The following is an 18,107-nucleotide window of genomic DNA, read 5'->3' as shown; positions in this document are numbered from 1 at the left end:
TATGAATAAATTTCTATTAAAAGCACTGGTTTTAACCTCAGTAAATGTTGCCGTTTTTGCAAACGCGCAATTTAGAACCCGAAACAGAATGGATAAGTTGGAAGATTTCGACGAGCAGAAATTCAGTTGGGGGTTTTATTTGAACGGGAACAAACTGGACTACCGCATCGTATTAAATTCCACTTATGGGATGGATGGTAATCAGAATCTTGTGACCAGCACTAAAGAAAGCTACAGCTTCGGTGCCGGGCTTATCGCAAAATGGAGGCTGAATGATTATCTTGACGTAAGGATAGAGCCGGGGTTACAGTTTGCACAAAGACAGTTGACTTTTAATACACAAGTCAATGATAGATTTTCAGGTGGATCTACCACCAATCCTATTTTTACACCGATCCCTTTACAGGAAAAAGATAAAATAAGAGATATTAAATCTACATTGGTTGATATTCCGGTACTTTTGGAACTTCATGGGCGAAGATGGTATAATTCAAGACCTTATGTTGCTGCAGGGGTAAACTATATAGTGAATTTACAGTCGAACTCCAGTTCCACAGATGACAATATGCAGCAGATCTTCAGAACGACAACACATAATTTTGCATGGTCTGCAGAAATGGGAATTCAGTTTTATTTCAACAAATTTAAGCTGACACCTGCCATCAGAGGAACCTTCTTTATGAACAATGAAAAAGTAGCTGATAACGCTACTACACCTCCTTACTGGGCTTCTGCCGTTTCTACATTACAGACAAGAGCTGTGATGTTTGTACTGAAATTTGAATAAGAAATTATCATTTTAAAAATACTCAGGAGATGCTTTTGCATCTCCTTTTTTGTTGAGATACCAAAATATAGGACTTTTTATTTTTGTTAGTGTTAATATTTTTTTATTTTTGCTTCTAGTTAGAATATACAAACCTGAAATGCTTCAAGATTTAGAAAACAATTTTTCAGAATTAGAGAGAAAAATTTTGGCTCTGCAAAAGAATTACAGAAATCTTACTGAAAAGTTATCGGAATTAAGTAGTGAGCATGACGAGCTGAAGATAAGATATGATGAGGAAAGAAGAAGAAATCAGGTATTAGCAGAAGAACAAAAAAATATAAAACTTTATTCAGCAATATCAGGGAATCCTGAACACAATAGGTTAATGAAAAATCATATCAACAGATTGGTGAAAGAAATTGATTTCTGTATTGCTCAGCTTCAAAACAGTGGATTATAATGGAGGTAAGGAGAATAACCGTCAATATTGCAGGAAGAGTATATCCGCTGAACGTACCGGCAGCAGAGGAAGAAACTTTGCGTAAAGTAGGGAAGCAGATCGAGAATATGATTAAAGATTTTGAACAGAACTTCGATGTAAGAGATAAACAGGATGCTTTGGCAATGTGTGCCCTGAAACTGGGAACCAATGCAGAAGTAGTTTCTCTTAACTACGAAAAAAATATTAATTCAACCAACGAGAGATTAGAACAGATCAATCAATCGTTGAATGAAATCGGGAAATAGATTTTTTTTCCTGAACAAGCTGCCTACAATAATTCTAACACATTAAAGGTAAACTCAACGCTAAACAATTACCGAACAAATGTCCTCTGAATGGCGTGCCGGTCTTCCGGATTACAGACAGTGGAAATCAGTTCAAATCGTGTTGATTAGGAGTTTACTCTCAATCCCTGGATTATTGTGGGCTTTTTTTATTTAAAGGATATGAATACAATTAAAACTCAATATACATTATGATAGAAGTTATAGTCGGTGTTGTTTGTTTAGTAATTGGTGCAGTGGTGGGAATACTCTTCTCAAAAAGCTCTCTGAATACTAAGGCAAAATTTATTATAGATGATGCCAAGAAAAACGCCGAAAACCTTATAGAAAAAGCTAACGTACAAGCTGAATCCATAAAGAAAGAAAAGAATCTGCAGGCTAAGGAAAAATTCCTTGAGCTGAAGTCACAGCATGATGCAGACATTCAGTCCCGCGAAAAGAAAATGCAGGAAACTGAAAAAAGAACGAAGGACAAAGAGCACAAGCTGAACGACGAACTTAGCAAGACTGGAAAACTTGAAAAAGATCTTGACAGACAGATTGCAGATTACGCCAAGAAGAACGAGATTTTAGACAGAAAACAGCAGGAGTTAGATATAGCAACTACCAAGAAAGTGGAAATCCTTGAAAAGATCTCTAACTATACCGCTGATGAAGCTAAAGCTGAATTGGTAGAAACAATGAAAGCTGAAGCGAAAACAAGAGCACAGGCACATGTTCAGGGTATCATGGAGGAAGCTCAGATGAATGCTAAGAATGAAGCTAGAAAAATCGTTATTCAGACCATTCAGAGAATCGGAACAGAGCAGGCTATTGAAAACTCAGTATCAGTATTCAACATTGAATCTGATGAAGTGAAAGGTAGAATCATCGGTAGAGAAGGTAGAAACATCCGTGCTTTAGAAGCGGTAACAGGAGTTGAAATCATCGTGGATGATACGCCTGAGGCAATCCTTCTTTCATGTTTCGATCCGGTAAGAAGAGAGATCGCAAGACTATCCCTTCACAGATTGGTTACTGACGGTAGAATTCACCCGGCAAGAATCGAAGAAGTGGTGGAAAAAACAAGAAAACAAATCGAAGAGGAAATCATTGAAGTTGGTAAGAGAACAATCATTGATTTAGGAATCCACGGATTACACCCTGAATTGATCAAGATCGTAGGTAGAATGAAATACCGTTCTTCTTACGGGCAAAACTTATTACAGCACTCAAGAGAAGTTGCGAACATTGCTGCAACAATGGCTGCTGAATTAGGATTGAACGTTAAATTAGCCAAGAGAGCAGGTCTTTTACACGATATCGGTAAAGTTCCTGAGCAGGAATCAGAATTACCACACGCATTATTAGGAATGCAGTGGGCTGAGAAATACGGTGAAAACCCAGAAGTGGTAAATGCTATTGGAGCTCACCACGACGAAATTGAAATGAAGTCTCTATTATCTCCGATCATTCAGGTTGCCGATGCAATCTCAGGAGCAAGACCGGGAGCAAGAAGACAGGTATTGGAGTCTTATATCCAGAGACTGAAGGATCTTGAATCTGCAGCATTAAGCTTTGATGGAGTATCAAGCGCTTATGCAATCCAGGCAGGTAGAGAGCTTAGAGTAATGGTAGAGAGCGGAAAAGTAAACGACGAAGTAGCTTCTCAGCTGTCTTACGATATCTCAGAAAAGATTCAGAACGAACTTACTTACCCTGGACAGGTAAAAGTAACCGTAATCAGAGAAACAAGAGCCGTGAATATTGCAAGATAACAATCGGATCAAGATATTTTATAAAAACCTTTCAAGAAATTGAAAGGTTTTTTATTTTTATCAAAACTTAACAATGCAAGAATTATCTCTGTCTTCAAAACTGAAGTACATTTTCTCTATTCCCGTTATTATTTCGGCACTTGGCTATTTCGTAGATATCTATGACCTTCTCCTGTTTGGAATTGTAAGAATTCCCAGTTTAAAAGCTTTAGGGCTTAATCCGGACGCTGATGGAACCTTTATCCTGAACTGCCAGATGGTGGGGCTGCTTATTGGAGGTGTATTCTGGGGAATTTTCGGAGATAAGAAAGGAAGGCTTTCTGTACTTTTTGGATCAATTCTGGTCTATTCTTTGGCTAATATTGCCTGTGGCTTTTTACCTTATTTTCCAAAAGAGCACTTAGTGTATCAATATGCGGGTTTAAGGTTTATAGCAGGGATTGGCTTGGCCGGAGAGCTTGGAGCGGGAATTACACTGGTTTCTGAAAGCCTGCCGAAGAATTTAAGGGCAATTGGTACCTCTGTAGTAGCCGGTTTTGGATTAATGGGAGCCGTAGTCGCACAATTAACAGTAGAATTAGCCGGCGGATGGAATATTTCCTACATCATTGGCGGAATCATGGGCATACTGCTGTTGCTGTTGAGAATAAGTGTTTCGGAATCCGGAATCTATAAAAATATTGAACATAAAAGTGTTTCTAAAGGTAATTTTCTGTCCTTTTTCACCAATAAAGAAAGGTTGGTAAGATACTTAAAATGTATTGCCATAGGATTGCCAACCTGGTATTGTATAGGGATTCTGGCTGTTTTAGCTAACCAATTTGCCCCAGAATTCGGAATTAAGGATCTTAGCCCGGGAAAAGCAATTATGTGGGCGTATGTAGGTATTTCTGTCGGTGATCTGATGAGCGGTTTTATTTCCCATGCTTTGAAGTCGCGTAAAATGGCCATATTCTACATGCTTCTTTTCACGTTAGTCGGGGTGGGAATTATGCTGTTCGGAAATACCAATACCGAGACGAAATATTATCTGTTCTGTGTATGGCTGGGCTTTGGTACAGGCTATTGGGCAATGTTTGTGACGCTGGCAGCAGAGCAGTTTGGAACCAATATCAGAAATACAGCAACCACCACGGTTCCAAATATGGTCAGAGGATTAGTGCCGGTAATGATCCTGGCTTTTGATTTCTTTAAAGAAAGTTTCTCAGTATTGGAAAGTGCAGCCATCGTAGGAGTAGTGGTATTTGGTTTGGCATTTTATTCTTCACTCACGATTTCCGAAACTCACGACAGAGATCTTGAGTTCACAGAATAATAAAATAGATGATATTTTATCTGTTTTAAATATATGAAATTGAGTTAATTAACATTTTTTTATGTGATGAATAATTTTTATTTATTTAATTTTAAAAATGAACTAACAGAATATATGTTTAATTAAAACCAAATCATCATGTCACAAAACATTTTAAAAAATGCTAAAAAGCTGGAAAGAGATACTCTTAAAGATATTGCAGGAGGTATTGGCGGTGAAATCACTCCCGATCTTTCGAAATGTGGCTGTAGCTGTACAGGTGCAGTGACGGGCCCATCATATTGTATAAAATATAAAAGATGTCTGCAGGTAATAACCTGTTAAATGAAACATTATTATATATTAAAAACCTTTTGAGAAGTCAAAAGGTTTTTTTAATTAAAACTTAAGAATAACTAAGGAAGCCTACATTTCTTAGATCATTATGTTTTTATATCAGGTTTACTCTCATTCATTTTTACTGCTATTTAAGCGTATCCCGGAAGCTTTATTTTACAACTATATTTAACTTGTTTAATAAATGAAGGAAGTGTTTTATGTTTTTTAATGTATTAATTTGTTTGTAATCAGTATTTTATTTAAAAATATATTAAAAAAAGTTGCATGTAATTAATATTTGTTTAACTTTGGGAGTGAACTAAAACTATATTGTTTAATCAAAAACTAAATCACATGAATATTACTAAAAACGCTAAAAAGCTAAAAAAACAAGATCTTAAAAGCATTACAGGAGGAGTAAGCGGTAAGCCGGATTTATCTCTTTGCGGCTGCAGTTGCTCAGGTGCTGTAACAGGTCCTGATTATTGCTCTATATATATGGGCTGTCTGCAGGTTTATACTTGCGGAGAAGTTTAAGAAACTGTTATCAATAAACATTTCCACATTTAATAGGCAGCACCCTCCTGATTTCAGAAGGGTGCTGCTGCTTTTAGTGAATAATGTAGAGTAGGCTTCCGATACTGATGGTCACCCAAAGCAGTACAGCTGTAAGTAAAGGCTTAAAACCTATTGTCTTTAAAGTCTGGATGGAAAGGGTAGAACCGATAAAAAACAAAGTAAGATTTAACCCTGATTTGGCAAAAGAAGTAATTGCACCACTGAATTGATCCATAACAGGAAAATAAGTATTCAGCAGAATAGCCAGGATGAAATATCCGATGAACCACGGAATTTTTATTTTTGAATCTTTACTTTTAAAAATAAACATGGTAATCAGAGAAACAGGAATGATCCATAAAGCGCGGGCTAATTTAACTGTAGTTGCAATTTTTAAAGCTTCATTACCATATTTACTGGCAGCACCTACCACAGAACTTGTATCATGGATTCCGACTGCACACCATAATCCAAACTGTTCCTGAGAGAGATTAAGGAGATGTCCCATGGCAGGATACACAAATAAAGCAATGGAATTTAACGTAAAAATAATAGCAAGTGCCAATGATATCTGCTTTGTACCGGGCTTAATGATGGGTGAAATTGCAGCGATGGCACTTCCTCCACAAATTGCAGTTCCTGCAGACAGAAGGTAGGAGAGAGGTCTTTCAAGTTTAAATACTTTTCCTAAAAAATATCCAAGAACCATTACAGTGATGATGCTTACAACCGTTAACATTAATCCAGTTTTTCCGGCATGAAGGGCCTCGTCCAGTTTTAATCCGAAACCTAATCCGACAATAGAGATCTGTAACAACAGATGAATATATTGATGTAAATGTTTTTCAAATGGATTTCCCATAAAAATAGCCAGGCCAAAACCTAATGCCAGGGCAATGGGAGAAGAAATGAATGGAGTAAGGCATAACATTGCCAATCCAATAAAAATTACTTTTCGTGTTCTTTCATTTTGAATGAAATCTTTCATAGTGCGAACTTTTAAAATCTGGTTCAAAATTCGGCAATATGTTATTATAAAGTAAATCGTATTTTGTTATATTGGATAACTATAAGTTATAAAAGATAAAAGATAAAAGATAAAAGATAAAAGATAAAAGATAAAAGATCTTGTCGTTAAACAACAATTCACCTATATATCCACACGGATATCAACATCAATAGGGGCAGGCTTTAGCCCGTCCGTCAAAATAAATAAAATAAAGAAATTCCATTGGCTTTAGCCAAAACCTAAAAAATCAATGCGGTTTTATTCAAAATACTAAAGATAACAGAACTTGCTGTCCTGAATAGGGTAAGAAAATTACTCTGCAAACCTCAAAAAAAGCTCTATCAATTCAGATTGTTCTCCTTTTGGAAGAATAAAATGAAAATCTCTTTCAATGCTGAAGTTTTTAATGTCAATGACAGTAAGGATATTGTTTTTCAGTTCATTCAGAATGGTGCTGATAGAAAGGAAAGCCATACAATCTGAATGAAGAAGGTAATTTTTGATACTCTCACTGCTTCCCAATTGGATGACGGTATTCAATTCACTGAGGTTAATTTCTTTCTCCTTTAGCCGGTTCTGTATAAATTCAAGCGTTCCGGAACCCTGTTCACGGAAAATAAGGTTGAGTTGGTACAGGTCTTTTACCTGTAAAGTTTTATGAGCCAAAAGGTGGTCAGATTTGGCTGCGAGAACAATTTCATCAGGTTTAAAAGTCTTATAATCAAAATAAGAAGATTGTGATTCACCCTCAATGATACCCAGATCAATTTTTTCTTCCTTTAAAAGAGTAGAAATAGCTTCTGTATTGCCTGTAAGAAGTTCTATTTTAATGTCTTTATAATAAGCATTAAACTTGGCAAGGATCTCAGGTAAAATATACTGAGCAACCGTTGTACTTGCTCCGATAATAAGTTTTCCTTTGTGTTGCTGGTTGATCTGGCTGATTTCAAACTCCAGATCACGGTAGATATTTCTGATTTTTTCAGCATATTCATATAGGATTTTACCACTTTGTGTCAGCTGTATGGAGGTCCCTTTTCTGTCAAATAATTTAGTGCTCAGCTGAACTTCAATTTCTTTGATGTGCTTGGTAACTGCGGGCTGTGAAATGTGAAGCTCCTCAGAAGCTTTAGTAAAACTCAATCTGGAAGCTACGGTATGGAAAACTTTTAACCTGTAATCGAACATAGCGCAAAAGTACGGATTATAGTTATATTTTGGACAGGAGTGTTCGGGGATGAAAAGGTTTTAGGTTGAATGTATTATAGTGATGAGGGTTTAAAAGCGGAAAAATGGTTCAAGTTACTGGATAAGTGGAAAGCCGTAGCAATTTATCCTCAAGATTATTTATATTTTCGGACACAGGAAAATTAAAAATTTTCAACAAGATAATGATTCTTTTTTTGCAGATTATATTAAAACACAAGTATCTGTGAAATCTGCAGGAAGCTAAATTATTACTCAAAATATTTGAGTAATATCCAATTTTATCAAAGGTGGAAAATCAAATCGCTTATAAGAAATCGGAAATAGATCTGTCCTGCTGGCTCTCATATCTCCTGTTTTTTGCTTCTCCGATCTTTTGTTTAGTATAAATGCTGTTATGCCCTGAAAGAAGATAAGAAACAACACAGGCGATGGCAACATACACTCCACACTCTGCACCGAATAATTCAATTCCCATCAGCATACAGGCCAATGGTGTATTGGTAGCCCCGGCAAAAACGGCAACAAATCCCATTCCCGCCAATAAACCGAAAGGCAACGGAATAAACAGAGATAATGCACTGCCCAGCGTAGCTCCAATAAAAAATAATGGAGTTACTTCACCCCCTTTGAATCCTGCGGAGAGGGTAATAATGGTAAAAATCATTTTTAGAGCAAAATCATAAATTGGGAGTTGTTTCTCAAATGACTCTACAATTACGGGAACCCCCAGACCAATATATCGTGTAGTGCCCATGAGCAGAACGGCTAAAGCGATAACAGCTCCTCCGATAAGAGGACGAAGTGGCGGATATTTAATTTTTGATTTAAAGACAGAACCTGCCCAATGAATAATTTTACTGAAAGCAGCTGCACAAATTCCAAAAGCAATTCCTGCTAAAATACTGTACAGGATTGGTAAAAACTCCAGTTTGGGAATGAAATCGATGTGATAGTGAGTGTGTTTTACACTCCAGAGGTTGGTGACCCAATCTGCAAGAATAGCTGAAGCAAAGGCAGGGAATATGGCATTATACCGTATTCTTCCCATCAAAAAAACTTCAAGTCCGAAGACAGCACCTGCCAAAGGTGTTCCGAAAACAGAACCGAATCCAGCAGCAATGGCAGAGATAATTAATATTTTCCTCTCACTTTTATCAAGTTTAAAAGGCTTGCTCAGCTGATCTGCCATAGCTCCAGCCATCTGAAGTGCTGTTCCTTCACGGCCGGCTGACCCTCCGAAAAGATGAGTAACAATGGTTCCAAGGTAAACAAAAGGGGCCATTTTGAAAGGGATTATCTCCTTTGGATCATGGATGCTGTCAATCAGAAGATTATTTCCTGCTTCCACATCCTTCCCGAAATAATAATATAAAAGTCCGATCAGAAAACCGGCAACCGGAAGTAAGGCAATCAGCCATATATGACTTTCCCTGAAATTCGTAGCCCATTCCAATGATTGTAGAAATCCTGCAGACGCACTTCCTGCCATTGCTCCAATGATAATACTGATAAGTAACCATTTAAAAATATAAGGCAGCGCCGGAAATTTTCTGAAGAAAAACTGAGTGTGAAAAATTGCTTTTTTACCAAGTGTTCGTTGATTTTTTGACATCATAATCCTGATTAGTTATTCATTAATAATCTCTCAATCAGGCGTCATCAGCTTTTGTAAAGCGGTTGGGGAAGGAAGAACACCATTTCCTTTGGTATTGCAAATATATGGATTAAAGTAAAAAGTAAAAAGTAAAAAGTACTTATTGCTAAACAACAATTATCCATACGGATATCAGTATCAATAGGAGCAGGCTTTAGCCCAAACTTAAAAAGATAACATGTCTTTAAAAACAAAAACTCCGGCAAAAATCAGAGTAAGATGTAACATGTTTATCGCAGTATTAAAACCAATAAAGAATATCTTAATTATTCGTGCCAGTATAGCTGATACTCATATTTATTACTTTGGATAATGCATAGCTTTATCGATCTCAATCGGATTGTTGTATTTCCTGATGACTTCCTGCATACTCTTGGTCTGGGTATTCAGTTCATCCACATTGTGAATCTCTTTTCCGTTGATATTAATTTTCAGATTGTTATTGGCTTTGTTGAAATTATTCCGTTCAAAAGCAAAAGGATCATTATAAAATTCCATGATCAGCTTATGTTTTTGCTTTTCATTGATCGGAATTGCTTTATTTCCAAAATTGGACTCCAGAAAGTCTTCAGTAGAGTAGAGTTCCGGAAGCTCCCTGCTTTTTACAAGATGATAGATGAAGTTTTTCCCTGCATCTGATACTTCAAAGATCAAACCTGGTAATCCGCGTAGCTTAAATGGCCCTTCATTAAATGGAATATCTTTACAGAACCATGCCGTCCAGTTTCTTCCTCCAAATTTTGTTGTCGCTTTTTGCAGGGTGTAATTTTCTACCTTTTTGGTTTCATCAGTGATTGTCCAATTGATTTTATCTGTAGTTTTAAATGAATAGTATCCGTTTTTTATATTGATGAAGTTTTCGTTGTCAAAAGAATTGATTTTTCTTTTCACTACTTGGCCGGTCATATCAGTATAACTTGAATTCATTCCGAATTTTTTATTCAGTGAATCCGTAGTAGCAAGACCTCTCCCGTAGAATTTAACTTCTTTCGGGGTAATATCCAGAATCATATTCAGCTTTTCATAGCCTGACTCAGTAGAATCCATTTTATATTGAAGTTCATAAATAAATCTGTGCATCTGAGCCTGAAAAAGAATGGTTAATAGGATGCAGATAATTGTTAGGCTGTTTTTCATATTATAGCTATAATAGATTGATACTAAATTAGATAATCCTAATATATTGTACAATAATATGATGTATAAAGTGTATTTTTGGCTTATATATTACCTCTGGAGTTTATTTTATCAAGTACGAATCATTTTCGCAAACTGTACCTTTCATAACTTTTATCCTAAAAACTTCTATAAAAAAGGCTTCATTTCATCTTCTATCTGTGTTCTCAGTTCCATCAGACGCTTAGCGTACTGTTCTTTTTGTTTGTCTTCTTCCGTTTCAGGAATCCATTTAGGGACAGGAAGCTTTTTGCCATTTTCGTCTACAGCTACAAAAACGATGATGCAGTGGGTTTTTTTATCAAAAGTAGGCTGTTTCAGGTTCCGGGAAAAAACATTGATGGAAATATGCATACTGGAAGATCCCGTATAGATGACCTGAGCATCCACTTTTACCACTTCGCCGATTTTAATAGGTTCATAGAAGCGGATCCCTCCAACATAGACTGTCACAGAATAATTTCCACTCCAGGTGGTGGCACACGCATAGCCTGCCTGATCAATCCATTTCATAACGCTTCCTCCATGCACATTTCCACCATAATTCACATCTGATGGCTCCGAAATAAACTGAAAAGTAATAGGTTTGTTCTGCATTCTTATAAATTTTGAATAAAGTTATTTAATAATTTCCAAAGTTTTGGATTAAATCCTACTTTTGAAAGACTAAATAATAATGAAGCAGAATTTTAACAAATAACAGACAAAAATAACAATGAAGAAAGTATTTCACCTGAACACCTGCGATACCTGCAGAAAAATTTTAGCACAATTTAATCTTAAAGACTGGGAACTTCGCGAGATTAAGAAGGAACCGATTACCAAAGAAGAATTAGAGGAAATGCATAAACTGACAAAGTCATATGAGGCTTTATTCAGCAAAAAATCTACTCAGATCAAGTTGAGAGAGTTAGATGTAAAGACTTTGGGAGAAAAAGATTTTAAAGAATTGATCTTGGATCACTATACATTTTTAAAGCGTCCTGTTTTTATGACGGATAAGGAAATTTTCGTTGGAAACGATAAAAATAATATAGAGGCTTTAAGAACATTCTTTAGAATGGAATAATAGAATTTCTCAATACCTACAGATTCTGGCTTCGCTTGCGGAGCTTGTTTTTTTATTTAAAATATTGGTAAATAGTATTTTAATGTTTTTATTCTTATATTTAAATAATCAAAAACTATTATTATGAATCAAAACATTTTTAAAGCCCAGAAACTTAACAGGCTAACATTAAAAGAAATTAAAGGTGGTGGAAAAGTTATCGTACCCAATTGTTTTACACTTTGTGGTGAAGCAGGAGGTGTAGTTTCAGGACATCCGGGAAGAGGAGATATGTGCACTCCGGACAGATCACTTTGCTGCTACTGCAGATAAGAATACAGAGATTGTAAATTTTACAGTCTCTTTTTTTTTGGAATAGATGTTAAAAGAAAAGAGACTATCCGAAGACAGTCTCTTATCAGTATTATTTTTTAGAACAATTATACAAAAGGAGCTTTTACCACTTTTGCAGGAATATTCTTGTTTCTTACCTGAATGAAGATCTCAGAACCTAATTTGAAGTGAGGTTTGTCTACATAAGCAAGACCTAAACCTACTTTCTTCATTGGAGACTGTGTTCCTGAAGTTACTTTTCCAATAACATTTCCTTCAGCATCTACAACAGGGTAGTCATGTCTTGGAACTCCTTTATCTGTAAGTTCAAAAGCTACCAGTTTTCTGGTAACACCTTCTTCTTTCTGTTTAGCAAAAACTTCTTTAGAAACGAAATCTTTATCAAATTTTGTGATCCATCCTAAACCTGCTTCAATGGGAGAAGTAGTATCATCAATGTCGTTTCCGTAAAGACAGAATCCTTTTTCAAGTCTTAAAGTATCTCTGGAAGCCAATCCGCAAGGAACAATTCCTTCAGCTTCACCAGCCTTCATTATTTCATCCCAAAGTTGTTCAGCGTTTTCGTTTTTGAAATAGATTTCAAAACCTCCGCTTCCTGTATATCCTGTGTTAGAGATGATTACGTCGTTCACTCCTGCAACACTTCCTACTGTAAAATTATAGTAAGGAATTTCAGAAAGGGTTACGTCAGTAAGTTTTTGAAGAATTTCAGTAGCTTTAGGACCTTGAACTGCTAATAACGACATGTCATCAGATGCGTTGGTCATTTTTGCTCCGAAAGTATTGTATTTTGAGATATGGTTCCAGTCTTTATCAATATTGGAGGCGTTTACTACTACAAAATATTTGTCATCCTCCATTTTGTAAACGATAAGATCGTCCACAATTCCTCCGTTTTCGTTGGGAAGACATGAGTACTGAGCTTTTCCGTTTTCAAGAGTATCCACATTGTTAGTCGTTACAAATTGTAAAAGATCTTTAGATCCCGGACCTTCGATGAAAAACTGTCCCATGTGGGAAACATCAAACAATCCTGCCTTTTCTCTTACTGCAAAATGCTCTTCTGTTACTCCTGAATATTGTACAGGCATTTCAAAACCTGCGAAAGGTACGATCTTAGCTCCCAATGAAACATGTTTGTCGTACAAAGCTGTTTTCTTCATATTTAATTTTTATTTCTTTATTTTAAAACTGTTAAAAGTCTCATTAAATAGGGTCATATAGTTTCCGTTCCAGAATTTCTGGCCACAGTTTATGGTTACCAGATACAAGTCTTTATCCTTTTGAAAGGCTCTTGTAATCCAGAAAAGTTTTTCTTTTTCATCAAAATATTCGTAGAAATATTCTGTATATCCTTTTTTACCTCTGTTTTCTTTTACTTTTTTTTCTTCATCTTCCGATTTGTAAAGGGCCAGAATGAATTTCTTCGTTTCAGCTTTGGGAAGATTCAGATCATGATATTCGGAAATGGTAATGGCTCCGATCTCATTGGTTGGGAAAATATTGATAATATCACTGTCATTGGTAGATTTCCAGCCTTCAGGAACATTGATAGAGTAGTTGGTACTATCATAAGTAGTTGCCTTTTGAGCAAAAAACAGACTTCCTGATAGAATAGCAGAAAAGAGAAGGAGCTTTTTCATCGTTAAAAATGGTGTTTATATTCTTCAAGAATGATTTTGAACCATTCGGTGAAATGTTCAGGGTTTTCAGAAATTTCTTTATCCAGATCTTCAGGGGAAATAAATCTTACTTCTTCTACTTCCTCTTTATTCAGGTTAAAATCAGATTCATAGTTTCCAACAAAAACATGATCAAGTTCATGCTCCCAAAGGCCACCGCCTACATCTGCTTTGTAAATAAAATTGAATTTTTCTGAAAGTTCGGCCTCTATTCCCAACTCTTCTTTTAATCTTCGTTGAGCTCCGGCCAGGTAAGTTTCCCCAATTCTGGGATGTGAACAGACTGCATTGGTCCATTGATTGGGAGAATGGTATTTTCCTGACGCCCTTTTCTGAAGCAGCATTTCGCCCTTAGTATTGAATAAAAATACAGAAAAAGCACGGTGTAACAGACCATTAACGTGAGCTTGCTGTTTTTCCATCAAGCCCAAAACCACATCATCAGGATTTACTAAAACTACAAATTCTTCCATTTCTACAAATGTAAGTGTAATAAATGTATTTTGGAAATTTTTAGGAAAACATTATATCTTTTGGATGATAGGAAAAGAGAATAAAAAAGAAAATTTTAAATCATAAGTATGATTCACTAAAAGCCAAAATATTCTCTATTTCAATATCTAAACTAAAATTAAAAAAGAAAAATTTTAACCATAAGTCATTAAATCATGAATAAAATGTTTATATTATTTATTAAATAACGATTTTTATAGTAAAATTTTAACTTAAACCAAGATTAATATAGCTAATGGTTATAAAATCCGTAACTTTGTTACTCAAATTTTCGTGATGGAATTAGAATACGTAGAACACATCAGTCCTATTCTTAAGGATGGAGTAAAAAATTATTTAATCGATATAGACGGAACCATTACGGATGACGTTCCTAATGAGGAACCCGAAAGAATGGTTACCTGTGAACCATATCCTGACGCTTTGGAAACCATTAATAAATGGTACGACGAAGGACATCAGATCTGTTTCTTTACCTCAAGAACCGAAAACCTGAAGCAAATCACAATTGATTGGCTGGATAAGCATGGGTTCAAGTACCACAGTGTACTTTGTGGAAAACCAAGAGGAGGAAATTATCACTGGATAGACAATCATTTGGTAAGAGCTACAAGATACAAGGGAAGGTTTACTGACCTGGTAGAAAAGCAGGTAACCATTGAAGTGTTCAAAGAAGACGAAGAATAAAATAATATAACGGAAGATTTAAAAATTGAATGGAGTGTATCCTTTAATTTTTAAATCTTTCAACTTTTAAAACATAGCTGTATTTATGAAAGTTTTAGCAAATGACGGCCTGGATCAATCTGGAATTGATGCATTAACAGAAAAGGGATTCGAGGTGATTACTGCAAAAGTTCCACAGGAGCTTTTAGTAGATTATATTAACGAGCACGAAGTTCGTACTTTATTGGTAAGAAGTGCTACACAGGTGAGGAAAGATATTATTGATGGTTGCCCATCCCTCGAAATTATCGGAAGAGGTGGGGTAGGAATGGATAATATTGATGTAGACTATGCAAGAGAAAAAGGAATTCATGTCATCAATACACCGGCAGCTTCTTCAGAATCTGTGGCTGAGCTTGTTTTTGCTCACTTATTTTCCGGAGCGAGATTTCTTCAGGATTCCAACAGAAAAATGCCTTTGGTAGGAGATACAGAATTTGCAGGTCTTAAAAAAGCATATGCAGCAGGGATTGAATTGAGAGGAAAGACCATCGGTATCATCGGAATGGGAAGAATAGGTCAGGAAGTGGCAAGAATAGCTCTTGGACTTGGGATGAGAGTGGTTGCAGCAGATAATAATGTTGGAAGAGCAAGTATTAAAGTGAAATTCTACAATAATCAGTTCATCAACGTAGATATAGAAACAGAACCTTTACAGGAAGTGTTGAAGCATTCAGACTTTATTACCCTTCACGTTCCGGCTCAGAAAGACGGATATATGATTGGTAAGAATGAGTTTGAAATCATGAAAGACGGAGTAGCTATCGTTAACTGTTCCAGAGGAGGAGTTATTGATGAAGCTGCTTTAATTGAAGTGTTGGATTCCGGTAAAGTGAGATTTGCTGGCCTTGATGTTTTCATTAATGAACCGACACCTTCTAAAGAGATTCTTAACCATTCTAAAATCTCCCTTACGCCACACACAGGTGCTTCCACACTTGAGGCTCAGGATAGAATCGGGCTTTCTCTGGCAGATCAGATTTCAAGCATTCTGCAGATTCAGTAATTGAAGCTATCAGATAAAACAAAAGCACCTTCATCAAGAAGGTGCTTTTATATTTTAAACCGCTAGGGAACGGATTATATATTATTTTTGCTTTTCAGTAAATCTCTGATTTCAGCCAATAACTTTTGATCATCTGTAGGTCCTGTAGGGGCCGGAGCATCTTTCTTATTAACTTTATTAGCTCCTTTAATGATAAAGAAAAGAACCATAGCAATACACAGAAAGCTAATGACGGCAGAAAGGAAATTCCCATACGCAACACCATTCCAGGTAAGTTTAGCGATATTTTCTGCACCTGCTGCTTTAAGCGCAGGGTTTAAGATCAGAGGAGTGATAACGTCTTCCACTAAAGACGAAACAATTTTACCAAATGCTGCTCCAATGATTACACCGACAGCAAGATCGAGAACATTTCCTTTAAAGGCAAACTCTTTAAATTCCTTAACAAATCCCATAATTTATATTTTTTAATTAGTATATACACAAAAATATAATTAAAAAATGTAAAAAACACTACTTTTTATCGTTTTTTATTCTGAAAAAGCGGACTTTTATCCTAAATTCATAGTATCTGATTTAATAGAAATTGTAACTTTATCCTTATATTTTATCTCATTAATGATGTCCCTGTATTTTTGTTATCTGGGCTTTATCATAATGAAATATCTTTTATAATTTATTTAAAAGTCAGATTTACCTATGAAGATCTTCACTGCTGAACAAATCCGTAGCTGGGACCGGTTTACCATTTCCCGTGAGCCAATATCTTCCATTCAATTGATGGAGAGGGCTTCAATGACGGTGGCTAATTGGATATCCGAACATTGTAAAACCCATAGAAAGACAGTTTTACTTTGTGGCAACGGTAATAATGGTGGTGATGGTTTGGCAGTAGCAAGAATACTTTATCTGAAAGGATTTGATGTAGAGGTATTTGTTAAAGATCCAAAGGGTAAATTCCCAGAAGATGCCTCGGTGAATATTAAAAGGATAGAAGATATTTCAGGAATCTCTGTCCGGACCTTCAGTCAGATTACTCAATATAAGTTTGATGATGAAACTGTTATTATTGACGCGCTCTTTGGAACTGGATTGTCCAGACCTTTGGAAGGAGAATATAAAGAACTTGTTGATCAGATCAATAAAAAAGATCATATTAAAATAGCTATAGATGTTCCCTCTGGAATGTCTGCTGACAGGCTCATTGGTGGTGATTCTGTTATCTTGAAAACTGATTATACACTTACTTTTCAGTCCTGGAAGCGAAGTTTTCTTCATCCGGAAACCGGAAAGTATACCGGAAAAGTAATCGTTCTGAATATTGATTTAAATAAAGAATATGCTGAAGTAACTGAAACGAATTATTTCGCAACTGATGATCACTTTGCCGGATCCCTTTTTATACCCAGAAATGAATTTGCTCATAAAGGGAGTTATGGTAAAGCCGTAATTGTTGGTGGAAGCTACGGGAAGATTGGTGCAGCAGTCTTGGCTACAAAATCGGCCTTGAAAACAGGAGCAGGACTTACTTTTACATTAGCTCCTCAATGTGGATATGAAGTCTTGCAAACTTCCTGTCCTGAAGCTATGTTTACAGAAGGAGGGGAGCAATATATTAAAGATTTTGATATTGATAAAGGAGCAGTTATAGGAATTGGTCCCGGCTTGGGAACACATACAGATACTCAAAAAGGACTTTTGAAGTTTCTGAAAGATAATCAGGCTCCATTAGTATTGGATGCCGATGCATTGAATATTATTTCTGAAGATGAGAAAAACCTTCAGTTAATTCCCAAAAGATCAATTATCACTCCTCATCCCAAAGAATTCGAAAGGTTATTTGGTCCAACAGAAAACTCTTTTGAACGATTGGAACTGGCAAGAAAAAAAGCTGGAGAACTTGGTGTTTATATTGTATTAAAAGATCATCATACACAAGTAATTACTCCTGATGGGAAAGTTTACTATAATCTGACCGGAAATGCGGGACTTGCCAAAGGAGGAAGCGGTGATATTCTGACCGGTATTTTAACTTCACTATTAGCTCAGGGGTATTCGGAAAAAAATGCCTGTATTCTGGGAGTCTGGCTGCATGGAAAAGCCGCAGATCTTGCAGCTGAGAAACACTCAAAAGAGTCTGTGCTTCCTACAGATGTCATTGATGAGTTAGGAAATGTTTTTATTGATTTAAATAGAAAAACAATGAGAATTTTATGATTGCAGGGAA

Annotated in this window: 21 protein-coding genes and 1 riboswitch; of the genes, 12 read left to right on the top strand and 9 right to left on the bottom strand. The window is 36.0% G+C overall.

The features are described 5' to 3' along the window. Position 1: 1 nt before the first annotated feature. The 7 genes from M2372_RS07415 (at position 2) to M2372_RS07385 (ending at position 5,482) form a co-directional block, all read left to right on the top strand. Entirely contained in the window at positions 2–787 is a 786-nt protein-coding gene (locus M2372_RS07415; protein WP_123319740.1) for a porin family protein, read from the top strand. A gap of 139 nt (positions 788–926) precedes the next feature. Further along, entirely contained in the window at positions 927–1,229 is a 303-nt protein-coding gene (locus tag M2372_RS07410) for a hypothetical protein (protein ID WP_115971074.1), read from the top strand. After that, positions 1,229–1,516 carry a cell division protein ZapA gene (locus tag M2372_RS07405; RefSeq protein ID WP_089733225.1) on the top strand — a complete coding sequence of 96 codons (288 nt, stop codon included), beginning with the start codon at positions 1,229–1,231 and terminating at the stop codon, positions 1,514–1,516. The genes M2372_RS07410 and M2372_RS07405 overlap by 1 nt, the downstream gene beginning before the upstream one ends. A 230-nt stretch (positions 1,517–1,746) precedes the next feature. After that, positions 1,747–3,312: a ribonuclease Y gene (rny, locus tag M2372_RS07400; protein ID WP_185018824.1), complete on the top strand. Its 1,566-nt coding sequence runs from the start codon at positions 1,747–1,749 to the stop codon at positions 3,310–3,312. Positions 3,313–3,385: 73 nt separating this feature from the next. After that, positions 3,386–4,627 (top strand): MFS transporter, encoded by a 1,242-nt coding sequence (locus tag M2372_RS07395; RefSeq protein WP_123319739.1) that lies wholly within the window; start codon positions 3,386–3,388, stop codon positions 4,625–4,627. Positions 4,628–4,765: 138 nt separating this feature from the next. Then, positions 4,766–4,951, top strand: coding sequence for a hypothetical protein (locus M2372_RS07390; RefSeq protein WP_123319738.1), 186 nt, complete (start codon positions 4,766–4,768; stop codon positions 4,949–4,951). A 348-nt stretch (positions 4,952–5,299) separates the two neighbouring features. After that, positions 5,300–5,482, top strand: coding sequence for a hypothetical protein (locus M2372_RS07385; protein ID WP_123319737.1), 183 nt, complete (start codon positions 5,300–5,302; stop codon positions 5,480–5,482). Between the two features lie 73 nt (positions 5,483–5,555). On the opposite strand, the gene M2372_RS07380 is transcribed toward M2372_RS07385, so the two are convergent. The 5 genes from M2372_RS07380 to M2372_RS07360 all read right to left on the bottom strand — a co-directional run bounded on the left by M2372_RS07380 (position 5,556) and on the right by M2372_RS07360 (position 11,148). Beyond that, the gene (locus tag M2372_RS07380; RefSeq protein WP_123319736.1) at positions 5,556–6,491 is read right to left on the bottom strand and encodes a YeiH family protein; all 936 of its coding nucleotides are present in this window, start codon (positions 6,489–6,491) and stop codon (positions 5,556–5,558) included. Between the two features lie 333 nt (positions 6,492–6,824). After that, complete coding sequence (locus tag M2372_RS07375) at positions 6,825–7,700, bottom strand: LysR substrate-binding domain-containing protein (RefSeq protein ID WP_115971080.1); 876 nt, start codon at positions 7,698–7,700, stop codon at positions 6,825–6,827. Between the two features lie 325 nt (positions 7,701–8,025). Beyond that, on the bottom strand, positions 8,026–9,333 hold the full coding sequence (locus M2372_RS07370; protein ID WP_185018856.1) for a voltage-gated chloride channel family protein: 1,308 nt from the start codon (positions 9,331–9,333) through the stop codon (positions 8,026–8,028). A 31-nt stretch (positions 9,334–9,364) separates the two neighbouring features. Further along, positions 9,365–9,432, bottom strand: a riboswitch (Fluoride riboswitch). A gap of 243 nt (positions 9,433–9,675) precedes the next feature. Next, entirely contained in the window at positions 9,676–10,512 is an 837-nt protein-coding gene (locus tag M2372_RS07365) for a GLPGLI family protein (RefSeq protein WP_123319735.1), read from the bottom strand. 168 nt (positions 10,513–10,680) lie between these two features. Further along, positions 10,681–11,148 carry an acyl-CoA thioesterase gene (locus M2372_RS07360; protein WP_115971082.1) on the bottom strand — a complete coding sequence of 156 codons (468 nt, stop codon included), beginning with the start codon at positions 11,146–11,148 and terminating at the stop codon, positions 10,681–10,683. A gap of 118 nt (positions 11,149–11,266) precedes the next feature. On the opposite strand from M2372_RS07360, the gene M2372_RS07355 reads away from it, so the two are divergent. Both M2372_RS07355 and M2372_RS07350 read left to right on the top strand, forming a co-directional pair. Further along, entirely contained in the window at positions 11,267–11,620 is a 354-nt protein-coding gene (locus M2372_RS07355; protein ID WP_115971083.1) for an arsenate reductase family protein, read from the top strand. Positions 11,621–11,743: 123 nt separating this feature from the next. Continuing rightward, positions 11,744–11,932, top strand: coding sequence for a hypothetical protein (locus M2372_RS07350; RefSeq protein WP_115971084.1), 189 nt, complete (start codon positions 11,744–11,746; stop codon positions 11,930–11,932). A gap of 107 nt (positions 11,933–12,039) precedes the next feature. On the opposite strand, the gene gcvT is transcribed toward M2372_RS07350, so the two are convergent. Genes gcvT through idi form a run of 3 tightly spaced genes read right to left on the bottom strand, consistent with a single transcriptional unit; the run spans position 12,040 to position 14,108 of the window. Beyond that, on the bottom strand, positions 12,040–13,116 hold the full coding sequence (gcvT, locus tag M2372_RS07345) for a glycine cleavage system aminomethyltransferase GcvT (protein WP_123319734.1): 1,077 nt from the start codon (positions 13,114–13,116) through the stop codon (positions 12,040–12,042). A 9-nt stretch (positions 13,117–13,125) separates the two neighbouring features. Beyond that, positions 13,126–13,596, bottom strand: a complete 471-nt coding sequence (locus M2372_RS07340; protein WP_123319733.1) for a hypothetical protein — start codon at positions 13,594–13,596, stop codon at positions 13,126–13,128. 2 nt (positions 13,597–13,598) lie between these two features. Next, positions 13,599–14,108, bottom strand: coding sequence for an isopentenyl-diphosphate Delta-isomerase (idi, locus tag M2372_RS07335; RefSeq protein ID WP_123319732.1), 510 nt, complete (start codon positions 14,106–14,108; stop codon positions 13,599–13,601). A gap of 316 nt (positions 14,109–14,424) precedes the next feature. Here idi and M2372_RS07330 point away from each other — a divergent pair, with 316 nt between their 5' ends. Further along, entirely contained in the window at positions 14,425–14,835 is a 411-nt protein-coding gene (locus M2372_RS07330; protein ID WP_123319731.1) for a phosphoheptose isomerase, read from the top strand. A gap of 85 nt (positions 14,836–14,920) precedes the next feature. After that, positions 14,921–15,880: a D-2-hydroxyacid dehydrogenase gene (locus M2372_RS07325; RefSeq protein ID WP_115971089.1), complete on the top strand. Its 960-nt coding sequence runs from the start codon at positions 14,921–14,923 to the stop codon at positions 15,878–15,880. Between the two features lie 74 nt (positions 15,881–15,954). Here the strand turns inward: M2372_RS07325 and mscL are convergent, their stop codons facing one another. Then, the gene (mscL, locus tag M2372_RS07320) at positions 15,955–16,335 is read right to left on the bottom strand and encodes a large conductance mechanosensitive channel protein MscL (RefSeq protein ID WP_115971090.1); all 381 of its coding nucleotides are present in this window, start codon (positions 16,333–16,335) and stop codon (positions 15,955–15,957) included. Between the two features lie 244 nt (positions 16,336–16,579). On the opposite strand from mscL, the gene M2372_RS07315 reads away from it, so the two are divergent. Next, positions 16,580–18,097 (top strand): NAD(P)H-hydrate dehydratase, encoded by a 1,518-nt coding sequence (locus M2372_RS07315; protein ID WP_123319730.1) that lies wholly within the window; start codon positions 16,580–16,582, stop codon positions 18,095–18,097. The last annotated feature ends 10 nt before the right edge of the window (positions 18,098–18,107 follow it).

The sequence above is a fragment of the Chryseobacterium sp. BIGb0232 genome (assembly GCF_024810195.1).
Classification (GTDB): Bacteria; Bacteroidota; Bacteroidia; order Flavobacteriales; family Weeksellaceae; genus Chryseobacterium; species Chryseobacterium pennae.
Note: the sequence above shows the minus strand (reverse complement) of the source record. Positions and strands in the feature narration are given on the sequence as shown.